The 10,724-nt window shown below is 38.2% G+C and carries 14 protein-coding genes; 7 read left to right on the top strand and 7 right to left on the bottom strand.

The window, feature by feature from the left end:
* Positions 1–199: 199 nt before the first annotated feature.
* Positions 200–1,216 (bottom strand): GTP 3',8-cyclase MoaA, encoded by a 1,017-nt coding sequence (gene moaA / locus V7077_RS22675; protein WP_335506165.1) that lies wholly within the window; start codon positions 1,214–1,216, stop codon positions 200–202.
* Positions 1,217–1,543: 327 nt separating this feature from the next.
* Between moaA and V7077_RS22670 the strand changes: the two genes are divergently transcribed.
* On the top strand, positions 1,544–2,242 hold the full coding sequence (locus V7077_RS22670) for a Crp/Fnr family transcriptional regulator (RefSeq protein ID WP_335506163.1): 699 nt from the start codon (positions 1,544–1,546) through the stop codon (positions 2,240–2,242).
* Positions 2,243–2,289: 47 nt separating this feature from the next.
* Here V7077_RS22670 and V7077_RS22665 read toward each other — a convergent pair whose 3' ends face one another.
* From V7077_RS22665 to V7077_RS22655, 3 genes are all read right to left on the bottom strand, one after another.
* Entirely contained in the window at positions 2,290–3,417 is a 1,128-nt protein-coding gene (locus V7077_RS22665) for a TIGR04053 family radical SAM/SPASM domain-containing protein (protein WP_335506161.1), read from the bottom strand.
* Positions 3,418–3,761: 344 nt separating this feature from the next.
* A complete protein-coding gene (locus V7077_RS22660; protein WP_335506159.1) occupies positions 3,762–4,100 on the bottom strand; it encodes a DsrE family protein in 339 nt (112 codons plus the stop codon).
* An 11-nt stretch (positions 4,101–4,111) separates the two neighbouring features.
* Complete coding sequence (locus V7077_RS22655) at positions 4,112–4,420, bottom strand: metal-sulfur cluster assembly factor (RefSeq protein WP_335506157.1); 309 nt, start codon at positions 4,418–4,420, stop codon at positions 4,112–4,114.
* A gap of 314 nt (positions 4,421–4,734) precedes the next feature.
* Between V7077_RS22655 and V7077_RS22650 the strand changes: the two genes are divergently transcribed.
* The 3 genes from V7077_RS22650 (at position 4,735) to V7077_RS22640 (ending at position 6,005) form a co-directional block, all read left to right on the top strand.
* Entirely contained in the window at positions 4,735–5,544 is an 810-nt protein-coding gene (locus tag V7077_RS22650) for a Cof-type HAD-IIB family hydrolase (RefSeq protein WP_335506155.1), read from the top strand.
* 121 nt (positions 5,545–5,665) lie between these two features.
* Positions 5,666–5,818 (top strand): hypothetical protein, encoded by a 153-nt coding sequence (locus V7077_RS22645; protein ID WP_235742756.1) that lies wholly within the window; start codon positions 5,666–5,668, stop codon positions 5,816–5,818.
* A gap of 1 nt (position 5,819) precedes the next feature.
* Positions 5,820–6,005, top strand: coding sequence for a DUF3813 domain-containing protein (locus V7077_RS22640; protein WP_335506153.1), 186 nt, complete (start codon positions 5,820–5,822; stop codon positions 6,003–6,005).
* A 63-nt stretch (positions 6,006–6,068) separates the two neighbouring features.
* On the opposite strand, the gene V7077_RS22635 is transcribed toward V7077_RS22640, so the two are convergent.
* Positions 6,069–6,911 carry a YitT family protein gene (locus V7077_RS22635; protein ID WP_335506151.1) on the bottom strand — a complete coding sequence of 281 codons (843 nt, stop codon included), beginning with the start codon at positions 6,909–6,911 and terminating at the stop codon, positions 6,069–6,071.
* A 126-nt stretch (positions 6,912–7,037) separates the two neighbouring features.
* Between V7077_RS22635 and V7077_RS22630 the strand changes: the two genes are divergently transcribed.
* Positions 7,038–7,886: a DegV family protein gene (locus V7077_RS22630; RefSeq protein WP_335506149.1), complete on the top strand. Its 849-nt coding sequence runs from the start codon at positions 7,038–7,040 to the stop codon at positions 7,884–7,886.
* Between the two features lie 38 nt (positions 7,887–7,924).
* Here V7077_RS22630 and V7077_RS22625 read toward each other — a convergent pair whose 3' ends face one another.
* Together V7077_RS22625 and V7077_RS22620 are read right to left on the bottom strand one after the other, a co-directional pair.
* Entirely contained in the window at positions 7,925–8,056 is a 132-nt protein-coding gene (locus V7077_RS22625) for a DUF3941 domain-containing protein (protein ID WP_215040192.1), read from the bottom strand.
* 71 nt (positions 8,057–8,127) lie between these two features.
* Positions 8,128–8,991: a CvfB family protein gene (locus V7077_RS22620; protein WP_335506147.1), complete on the bottom strand. Its 864-nt coding sequence runs from the start codon at positions 8,989–8,991 to the stop codon at positions 8,128–8,130.
* 167 nt (positions 8,992–9,158) lie between these two features.
* Between V7077_RS22620 and V7077_RS22615 the strand changes: the two genes are divergently transcribed.
* Positions 9,159–9,650, top strand: coding sequence for a YajQ family cyclic di-GMP-binding protein (locus tag V7077_RS22615; RefSeq protein WP_335506145.1), 492 nt, complete (start codon positions 9,159–9,161; stop codon positions 9,648–9,650).
* A 150-nt stretch (positions 9,651–9,800) separates the two neighbouring features.
* Positions 9,801–10,673 carry an SDR family oxidoreductase gene (locus tag V7077_RS22610; RefSeq protein WP_335506143.1) on the top strand — a complete coding sequence of 291 codons (873 nt, stop codon included), beginning with the start codon at positions 9,801–9,803 and terminating at the stop codon, positions 10,671–10,673.
* The last annotated feature ends 51 nt before the right edge of the window (positions 10,674–10,724 follow it).

Raw genomic sequence — 10,724 nt, 5'->3', positions numbered from 1 at the left:
AGGAGTCTTCGCCGCCTTCCGCTCCAATCAACAGGACGTGCAAATTTATTCATCAACCACCTTTTGGGTCAGCCTCTTTTTTTAGTAAAAGGCTGTGGTTAAAGGTTATTGTTGATTTTTAGTATGTTGATTGGAGCGGAAATCAACTTTCAAGATTAACACAGCATTGCAAAAAAATAACTCTCTTTTTAAAGGAGAGTTATCCGCCTATATAGGACATTTCAATTTTTTTGCGATTTTTATGGGTTTCCGCTGTTCTTTCATCTGAATATCGATCATCCCGGCCATTCCAAATCGCCGTAATCCTTTCGGAAATTTGCTCATCCGTTGCTCCATTTCTCATGAAATTACGAATATCATGGCCGTTACCATTAAACAAGCAAGTGAAAATTTGTCCATTTGCAGACAATCTTGACCTGGTACAGCTGGAGCAGAATGACTCTGAAACAGACGTAATAAAACCAACATTAACATCCTTATCTTTATACTTATAGAGCTTGGCTACTTCACCAAAGTACGCAGGACCAACGGGTTCAAGTTCGAAATGTTCCTTGAGCAAATGGTAAATTTCCTTCTTGGTTACCACGTCATCCATTTTCCAGCCATTGGTTGAACCCACGTCCATAAATTCAATATAACGTAATTCCAGGTCATGTTCTTTACAATATTCCGCCATAGGAATAATCTCAGTATCATTTAGCCCCTTTTTGACGACCATATTGATTTTAACCCCAAGACCAGCCTGCTTGGCAGCCTCAATCCCCTCCAAAACTGGGGCGGTACCTACACCTCTTCCATTGATTTGACCAAACAATTCATCGTTTAATGTATCAAGGCTGACATTTACTCTTTTTAGACCGGCTGCTTTTAGGTCCTTTGCCAATTTCGGAAGCAGCACTCCATTTGTTGTTAAACCGAGATCACTAAGCCCATCAATCACCGAAAGCTTCTCTACAAGTAGGGGCAGATCCTTTCGCAGCAACGGTTCACCACCAGTAAGCCGTATTTTCTCAACACCTAAACGAACAAAAATCCTTCCTAAGCGTTCAATTTCCTCGTAGGTTAATAAGGCACTTCTTGGGAGAAATTCGAAATCCGGGCCAAACTTCTCCGCAGGCATGCAGTACTGACAACGAAAGTTGCATCGGTCAATTACCGAAATTCTTAGGTCATGCAAGGGTCTATTTAATTTATCTTTAATAATGGTTTTTTCCATTTATATCAACTCCATTATATTAAAAGGAAGCTTTATATGTTGAGTGTAACAGGTTTACATGAAAAAGGCTGTTACTTTATTCATTATTAAAATACATTTTATCTATTCTCATCTTAACAGAAGTTTCTAATTCGATAAATGATTGTTTGGAAGAGTAATCCACTATTTCATTATAAGGTTCAAAATTTACAACACATAAGAGTATTTTGGGTTTTCACTATATTGTCATTGTTTACCCCGTTTTATGGACCTTTTATCAGTTAAAATAAGATTAACAAACTAAAATGCGAATTCTAACTTGTTTATAAATAATTAGAGGTGAATGCGATGACGTTGACAATGAAACCAACCCATTCAATTGAAATAAAAGAATTACTTAAATTTGCTGATCGGAAATTTAAAAGTGAAAGAGGGACCTTTCTTTTTCAAGAAGGAATGGTTGCAGAGGAACTATATATTATCCTTTCTGGCAAAATTCAAATCAGTAAAATTACTTCCGACGGACGTGAACTTTCCTTAAGGATTTGCGGAGCGAATGATATTTGTGGTGAATTAACCTTATTTACGGATAATCCCAGATACTTATTAAGTGCAAAAGTACTTGAAGAAGGCGATGTTGTTGCCATTAAAAAAGATATTATTGAAAGTGAGATTTTCCAAAACAGCAAGCTTGCATTTGAATTCATGAAATGGATGAGTGATCATTTCCGTAAAACTCAAACCAAATTTCGTGATCTTGTCTTAAATGGTAAGCGCGGTGCCTTATTTTCAACCCTAATCAGAATGTCCAATAGTTATGGCATCCAAAAAGATCAGGAAATTATCATTGACTTGCCTCTTACCAATCAAGAGCTCGCTAATTTTTGTGGTACCTCCCGTGAAAGTACAAATCGAATTCTAAGTGAATTAAAACGAGATAAAATTATTTCTGTTAAGAAAAGCAAGATAACCATCTTAAATTTGCAATATTTAAAGGACGAAATCGGCTGTGAAAACTGCTCAGCAGTATATTGCAATATAGAATAGTTTTTTCAAGGCTGTCTCTTTTTTTGGAGGCAGCCTTTGTTTATTAGTTATCTTTGTTCCTGTTTTTCTCTTAAGGATTTAGGGATATAGACACAGAATGGTTCGCTTTCAAGGTAATCTCCTGTCATGGCATACGCTCTTGACCTCGAACCACCGCAAACATAGCGGAACTCACACACACCACATTTCCCTTTAAACCCATCTGGATTTCTTAAATCTTTAAAAATAGGAGATTCCCGATAGATTTCTGCTAATGGTGTTTCTCTGACATTCCCAGCTTTTACTGGTAAAAGCCCACTTGGATAGACATCACCTATATGTGATATAAACACAAAGCCGTTTCCATCATTAACTCCTTTAGGGGCGCGTCCAAGTCCATCAATTGAACCGGTTAAGCCTTTTTCAGTCAGGGCATTCAAATAGTCAATTTCTTTTGTTTGTTTATGAGCTTCACGCATTTTTTGCTGAATGACAACCCGTCGGTAATGCATAGCCTCAGTTGTTTTTATATCAAAAGAAACACGTTTGCTTAGGTCATAAAGCCATCTCAATACCTTTTCATGTTCAACAGGCGAAATCATGTCGGTCACTTGCCCTCGGCCTGTTGGTACTAGGAAAAAGACACTCCAAAGCACACATTTCAAATCTTCCACCATTTTAGCCATTTCTTCGAGAAAATCAACGTTATATCTTGATATAACTGTATTAATCTGAATGGGAATTTCCAGTTCATGCAGGTACTTAATTCGTTCCATTGTTAAATCGAATGAACCAGCTGTACCGCGAAAATGGTCATGAATCTCGGCCGTAGGTCCATCAATGCTAAAGGCCCATCGTGATAATCCTACCTCTTTCGCTTTTTCAATTGCTTCCTTTGTAACATTTGGTGTAGCACTTGGAGTCATGGATACCCTGACTCCTTTTTCAACTGCATATTTAGCAATTTCAAAAATGTCTTCCCTCATTAAAGGGTCGCCGCCTGTAAAAACGAGGATAGGATTATTCATATCATATATTTGATCAATTAAATTTTTACCTTCTTCAAATGTTAGTTCACGTGGGTCACGAGTATATTGGGCATCCGCACGGCAATGCAAACATTTTAGCTGGCAGGCACGTGTTAGTTCCCAGATTACAATAAACGGATCTTTATTAAAGTCTCGATTAAAAGACAATTAAAACGCCTCCCCAATCTGCTGTTTCATTTCAAACAGCTTGATTATCTGTATTATAATGGTGTTTATGTTTAAAAAAAGTGAACTTCCTCACATGAGGAAAATGATATGTGTATCTTTTGTGACGAAAATAAGGTGAATTACTTGCGGATATGAGGCTCCAACTTACGGATAACAGTATCAACCATTCGAACTGCCTTAGCAAAATTCCAGCTGCACCTTTCAAAATGAGCCTAACTTTAGGACTTGTGCCAGTTAATCCAACCCGCAGGATAACAAAAAAACACACGTTATATTCGTAAAGAATACCGTGTGTTTCTCCTACCCACTATATTGTTTGCTGTTTAAGATATAGTTAGGACATCATACTTAGATGCTAAATCTACAAAGTCTGCCATGCCACTAATTTTTCCAACCACTAAACGATCCGCTGCCCCATAGTGGTCCGCGCAAGTTTTACATGCTAAAATATCGACACCTTTTTCCTCTAGTTCCTGCAAATGGACGGAAACAAATGATTCCTCTGTCATCGTTAGCACACCGCTGTTCATACAAAAAACAGCCACAGGAAGTTCTTCCTTTTGCTTAAGGAGCGTGAAAAAAGTTTCCAGAATATTTTCACCAAGTGATTGGTCGCCCCTGCCAAGTTGATTAGAGCTTACCAATATAACTTTATTTTTCATAAACTATACCTTTAACGGATTCCTAAAGCAATTTTAGCATAGCGTGACATCATATCTTTATTCCAAGGCGGATTCCATACAATATTAACATCCGTATCTTTAATCTCAGGGATATCTGCCAAAGCACGTTTTACTTGGTCCACTATGGTACCTGCCAGCGGGCACCCCATCGCCGTTAGGGTCATGTTAATGGTGACGATTCCCTCTTCATTCATATCAACATCATAAACTAACCCTAAATTAACAATATCAACCCCCAACTCTGGGTCAATAACAAGTTCTAATGCGCCCATTATATTGTCTTTTAGCTCTTCATTCATATTATAACACTCCCTTTTGGACTTAATTTTTGTTACACACTTAAAACTACCATGCACTGGTTTTGGCTGGTCTATTCACTTGTGGTAAACTTTAACCTAAAGCAATACGTAAACAAGTATATCGTTTTTTACGATTAACTGGAGTGAATTTTTTTACAGCTTAGCTAAAAAATTGTTAACATAGTAGATATAGGAATATTCACTGTTGGTTTCCTTTGAAAGACAACCATCCCTTAATGGTAGTGTATCATGTAGACCAGCTTTTTTCTAAAGCAATGCATTTTCTTGATTAAAATTATAAAGTAGGTGTCCATGTGGTGGAGAAACATTTAATTGCATTAGACTTAGATGGGACATTATTAAAAGATGATAAAACCATTTCCACTAGAAATAAGGCTGTTATTGAAAAAGCAAAAGCAGAAGGTCATATCGTGATGATTGCTACAGGAAGGCCATACCGCTCTAGTGAAATGTATTACCGAGAATTGGAATTAGATACCCCGATCGTCAATTTTAATGGAGCATTTACGCATCACCCCCTCGACCAAAATTGGGGTTTTTATCATGAGCCGCTTGATGTTAAGGTAGCTAAAGACATTGTAGAGGCTTGTAGAAGTTTTCAATTTCACAATATTATTGCTGAGGTTATGGATGATATTTATTTCCATTATCATGATGAAAAGTTATTGGAGCTGTTTAGCTATGGTAATCCCCGGATCACTACAGGCGATTTGGCGAACTACTTAACGGCTTCTCCGACAAGTTTACTTATCCATACAGAAGAAGACCAATTGAAAAAAATCCGGGATCACTTATCCGAAATACATGCTGAAGTTATTGAACAACGTAGTTGGGCTGCACCCTGGCATGTAATTGAAATTATTAGAAGTGGTTTAAATAAGGCTGTTGGGTTGAAAAAAGCAGCCGACTATTACGGAATTCCTGCGGGGAGAATAGTGGCATTTGGTGACGAGGACAATGATTTAGAGATGCTTGAATACGCTGGTCACGGGATTGCAATGGGAAATGCCATCGACCAAGTAAAAAATATTGCTAAAGGAGTAACCTTCAGTAACGAGGAAGACGGCGTTGGTGAATACTTGGCAGATTTATTAAATTTATAAGATAAAAAATTAAAATTTTCGCCATAGTTTACCTAAATGAACCGGAGAATAGATGTGCATACTAGGTTTGAGGCAGCAAAGCTGTTTCAATCTTAGCTTTGAGCATATTGGAGGGATTCGAATGGGTAAACGAAACAAATCAAAACGCTTTGTCCAACAAGGAGCCGATACTGTCAGCAAACATGCTGAACGTATTCCCTATCACATGACCTATGCTGAAGCGGAAGCTCAGAAGATGGCCAATGTGCATGAATCCTCGCTTGGAGGAATATAACATGGGAAACCAATTGTTCCAGGAAGCCAGACGATTTGTGGAGATGGCGCAATCCGCCAGCCCTGCTGACCTTGATTCTGCTTTAGCAAAAGCAAAGAATGCCCTTAGTTCTGCCTATGCCAATTCGACTGTAGCAGAACAAGCACAGCTCCAACAAATGCAACAAGAGCTAGATCAAATTAGATAGTAGAACAAAAGCGTCCATTTTAGTGCTGTACCTTGGCACTAAATGGACGCTTGCTCTTTTTTATTATTCTCTCCGGAAAAAACCATAAACCCCTGTCGTTTGCACAATATTTGTGAAGGCATTAGGATCGACTTCTTGAATGATTCTTTCTAAATCAAACAGTTCATAACGAGTAATCACAATCATCAGCATTTCTCTTGTTTCATTCGAAAAGGCTCCCTTCGCCGGGATCATCGTTATTCCTCTTACAAGTGAAGCATGAATGGCCTTTTTCATTTCATCTGCCTGTTTTGTAACGATCATGGCCGTTAACTTGGCATGTCTGGTATGGATGGCATCAATTACCCTGGTGGAAGTATATAAAGTAACAAGAGTATAGAGTGCTTTTTCCCAGCCAAAAAGAAAACCAGCCGTGATAATGATAATCCCGTTTAGGACAAACATATAGGGACCAACGGGTTTGTCCTTCATCCGAGAAAGAACCATAGCAATAATGTCGACTCCGCCTGTGGAGGCACCCCATTTTAATGTAATCCCTACCCCAATTGCCAGAATAACTCCGCCAAATACAGCATTAAGTAAAATATCGTGTGAAACTTCTTTAATGGGAATCATTGAGAGAAATAAGGAAGTAAGTAAAACACTCAAAAAACTGAAAACCGTAAATGATTTCCCGACCTTTTTCCAGCCAAGAATCGCAACCGGAATATTTAAAAGCAACAATAAAAAACCCATCGAAACATTGATAGCAGTATAATCACTTAGTACCTTTGAAAGTAATTGAGCAATACCAGTAAAACCGCTGGAATAAACATTCGCGGGTATTAAAAATAGATTCATGGCAAGAGCATTTATTAATGCACCAGCAATTACAATCATAACTTTTTTCGTTTGGAGCCAAAGCAATCGAACTCCCCCTTAACTTTAAATTTAGCTTTGATGACTTCTTCAATTAGAAATTGTAATTTTAAGACGAAACCGATAAACTTAAAAGTAAATGAACGATATGATTGGAAGGCAGGTGTCTCATTTATGACAGTAAAAATACTTGCTGACAGTGCATGTGATTTACCGTTAAATTTTTATAATGAAAATAATGTTGTATTATTCCCATTAAAGGTACAAATTAATGACCAAGATTATGAAGATGTAAAAACAATTGATTCAAAAACTGTTTATAATGCGATTAGAAGTGGAGTTGTCCCTAAGACTTCTCAGGTTTCTCCCCTTTTATTTGAAGAAGTGTTTACAGAAATGGCTGAGAAGAATGAAGAGGGCATTTATATCGCCTTTTCCTCCGAGTTATCCGGTACCTATTCAACCGCTGTTATGATTCTTGACCAAGTTAAGGAAAAATATCCACACTTTCAATTAACCATTGTTGATACAAAGTGTGCATCGCTTGGAGCAGGTCTAGTTGTTATGGAAGCAGCTAAGCTTTCACTTCAAAATGCTTCTAAAGAGGAAATTTTAGCGGATATAAGATATAGGTGTGAACATATGGAGCATATTTTCACAGTTGAGGATTTAGATTACTTAGCAAAAGGCGGCAGGGTTTCTAAGGCCTCTGCTTTTTTAGGCGGTTTGCTCAATATTAAACCAATTTTAAATATGGAAGAGGGAAAACTTGTTCCGATCGAGAAGTTAAGAGGGCAAAAGAAAGTTTTCCGACGGATTATGGAAATTATGAAGGAACGCGGTTCCCGTTTAAATGAGCAAATCATTGGTATAAGTCATGCAGATACTGAAGCAACTGCGCTAGAAGTAAAAGAAATGATTATAAATGAGTTCCATCCCAAGGAAGTCTATATCTCTTCTATTGGCTCAGCAATTGGATCCCACACAGGGCCTGGAACGATTTCTATTTTCTTTTTAAATTAATATAATTTGAAAAAGAGCGGGAATCTCCCGCTCTTTTTTTATTTATGATCTGTTTTCTTTGAGTATTGATTTTTTCCTGCTTGGCGATTTTTTTCACGAAGCATATTTTTTTCATGTCGTAATGCATTATTGTCTTGTGCTTTTTTATCATTATCAGAAGTGTGCGGCATATCCAAACTCCTTTCTATATTTCATGCAAGACTTATTGTCTGTCATTTAGAAAAAGAGTATGTAGCAAACCTTAATCTTTTTTTTCATAGGTCCAGCTGCCTTCCTGGTAGACCTTTCCTTCTTTGATTAGCTTTCCTAATGCCCGCTTAAAAGCCCCTTTACTTAAGCCGAAGCGTTCTTGGATATCCTCAGGCATACTTTTATCGTTATAAGGCATCGCTCCATTACGGCTCATTAGATATTCGTAAATTTTCTCTGCATCTGCATCTTGGGACTCTTCTTTTCGCGCAAGTAAGGAGACATTGATCGTTCCATCTTCCTTAACGTCAATGATCCGCCCCTCAACCTTTTGGCCTAACCGAGGTTCAACTTTGCGCTGGGATTCATGGATAAAACCTTTAAAGCCCTCAATTGTGTAAACCCAGCTTCCGACCTTGGCGGTTCGATAAATATGCCCTTGTATATTCTTGTTAAAATCCTTTCTGGTTGCTTCAATCGAAATAGATTGGATTACTTGGTCGCTTGCCAGCCGGGCATACAACAAGTTACTGCGATTCACCCTCAAAGTAATATAAACCATGTCGCCAACCTTCGGCCAAACGGACTGATGTGCCGGGAGGTCATCAGCACCTAATAAAATATCCTTGGGGAGACCTATGTTTAAAAACACACCAATTCTTGGATTTGTATCTGTCACTTTGACCCAAGCATAGGTTCCTACCGAAACCTCAGGTATGGTCATGGAAGCGGAGATTCTTCCTTGGGAATCGGTGAATAGAAAGACCTCCACTTCTTCCCCTTCCTCTAGTTCTTGCTGTGCCTGGTTTTTATGCAATAAAACATCCTCATTACCATCTGATAAGAAATAACCAAAGTCTGTAATACGGGCTACGTTTAATGTGGTAGACTGACCAATAAATTCTGTTAAAGACATTTATTCTAACTCCTTTTTTCTATTTAAGGCGCTTCCGCTTTGCTTACTGTCTAGCTGCAGCGCCTAGCTTTCGCTTTCTGACTTGTTTGAACTGATTTATTTTACTATAATGTACCCGTAAAGGGAAACTTTAGCAGATAATGTATCAATATATTGGAGGGATGACCATGTCTAAAGACAGCTCATTTGATATTGTATCCAAAGTAGACTTTTCTGAAGTCACCAATGCAATCACTCAAACGATGAAAGAAATTGGAACACGATATGACTTTAAGGGCAGTAAAAGTGAAGTATCACTTGATAAAGAAGAACTTGTTCTTGTTTCAGATGACGAATATAAGATGGACCAATTAAAGGATGTCTTATTTAGTAAATTAATTAAACGTGGTGTGCCTGTTAAAAATTTGGACTACGGTAAAATCGAAAAAGCATCTGGCGGCACTGTGCGCCAACGGGCAAAACTTGCCCAAGGGATAGATAAGGAAAACGCTAAAAAAATTAATACCATTATTAAAAATAGTGGTGTAAAAGTAAAAAGCCAAGTACAGGACGATCAAGTCCGGGTAACCGGCAAAAGCCGTGATGATCTGCAAAAAATTATTTCCTTAGTACGTGAAGCTGATCTTACTGTTGATGTTCAATTTATAAATTATCGATAAGTAAAACCCGGAGGAGTATGGGTTTTACAGCTGATTGTGACGGGTACTATTAAAGGCGTAAGGAAAATCATCCTTCGCCTTTTTATTTTAGTCATGAATTTGACTCTTTTTTCTCACACTAACAGTGAATGACATTGGGAGGTTAAGAAAATGAGTAATAATCAAAATCAACAAAAAAGTACCTTTCCGCCACAGCATCAGAATCACCAGCCTGGAGTAGAAAGTGAAATGAATCCTCGTCCACTTTCAGTAGATCCTTATTATAAACCGGGCGGAAAACTAGTTGGTAAGACAGCCATTATTACGGGAGGCGACAGCGGCATAGGCAAATCCGTAGCGATTTATTTTGCAAAGGAAGGGGCTGATGTCGCGATTGTTTATTTAAACGAACATCAGGATGCTGAGGAAACAAAACAGCTTATTGAAGCAGAAGGCCGCAAATGTCTTCTATTCTCTGGCGATATCGGTTCCGAAGATATCTGTAAAGATATTGTAAGCAAGACATTAAACGAGTTTCAAAAAATTGATATTCTTGTCAATAATGCTGCAGAACAGCATCCACAAAAAAGCTTATTAGATATTACATCATCACAGTTGGAAAAAACCTTCCGAACTAATATTTTTTCCTTCTTTTACATGACCAAAATGGCTCTGCCCCATTTAAAAAAGGGAGCATCCATCATTAATACGGCTTCCATCACAGCCTATCATGGAAACGAACAATTAATAGACTATTCTGCAACGAAAGGCGCAATTGTCTCCTTTACACGTTCATTAGCGATGTCTCTGGCAAAACAAGGAATCCGCGTGAACGGTGTCGCACCAGGTCCAATTTGGACACCTTTGATCCCGTCAACGTTCCCAGAGGATCAAGTCGAAAAATTTGGTTCAGATACACCTCTAGGGAGAGCTGGACAGCCTCATGAACTAGCACCGAGCTATGTATACCTGGCCTGCGATGACTCTTCTTATGTAAGTGGACAAATGATCCATGTTAATGGAGGTACTATTGTAAATGGTTAAGAAAAGCGTAAGCGCCCTGGTCACTTTCGTTATTTATTAAAAAATCGGCGG

Origin of the sequence: Neobacillus vireti, assembly GCF_036962465.1 — a bacterium.
Taxonomy (GTDB): domain Bacteria; phylum Bacillota; class Bacilli; order Bacillales; family Cytobacillaceae; genus Neobacillus; species Neobacillus vireti_B.
Note: the sequence above shows the minus strand (reverse complement) of the source record. Positions and strands in the feature narration are given on the sequence as shown.

What these genes read in the sequence shown, in the direction of transcription:
- V7077_RS22645 (WP_235742756.1), top strand. Translation starts at nt 5,666, where the DNA reads ATGGGTAAACGAAACAAATCAAAACGCTTTGTCCAACAAGGAGCCGAT.
- V7077_RS22610 (WP_335506143.1), top strand. Translation starts at nt 9,801, where the DNA reads ATGAGTAATAATCAAAATCAACAAAAAAGTACCTTTCCGCCACAGCAT.
- V7077_RS22630 (WP_335506149.1), top strand. Translation starts at nt 7,038, where the DNA reads ATGACAGTAAAAATACTTGCTGACAGTGCATGTGATTTACCGTTAAAT.
- V7077_RS22655 (WP_335506157.1), bottom strand. Translation starts at nt 4,420, where the DNA reads ATGAATGAAGAGCTAAAAGACAATATAATGGGCGCATTAGAACTTGTT.
- V7077_RS22615 (WP_335506145.1), top strand. Translation starts at nt 9,159, where the DNA reads ATGTCTAAAGACAGCTCATTTGATATTGTATCCAAAGTAGACTTTTCT.
- moaA (WP_335506165.1), bottom strand. Translation starts at nt 1,216, where the DNA reads ATGGAAAAAACCATTATTAAAGATAAATTAAATAGACCCTTGCATGAC.
- V7077_RS22625 (WP_215040192.1), bottom strand. Translation starts at nt 8,056, where the DNA reads ATGCCGCACACTTCTGATAATGATAAAAAAGCACAAGACAATAATGCA.
- V7077_RS22620 (WP_335506147.1), bottom strand. Translation starts at nt 8,991, where the DNA reads ATGTCTTTAACAGAATTTATTGGTCAGTCTACCACATTAAACGTAGCC.
- V7077_RS22660 (WP_335506159.1), bottom strand. Translation starts at nt 4,100, where the DNA reads ATGAAAAATAAAGTTATATTGGTAAGCTCTAATCAACTTGGCAGGGGC.
- V7077_RS22670 (WP_335506163.1), top strand. Translation starts at nt 1,544, where the DNA reads ATGACGTTGACAATGAAACCAACCCATTCAATTGAAATAAAAGAATTA.
- V7077_RS22640 (WP_335506153.1), top strand. Translation starts at nt 5,820, where the DNA reads ATGGGAAACCAATTGTTCCAGGAAGCCAGACGATTTGTGGAGATGGCG.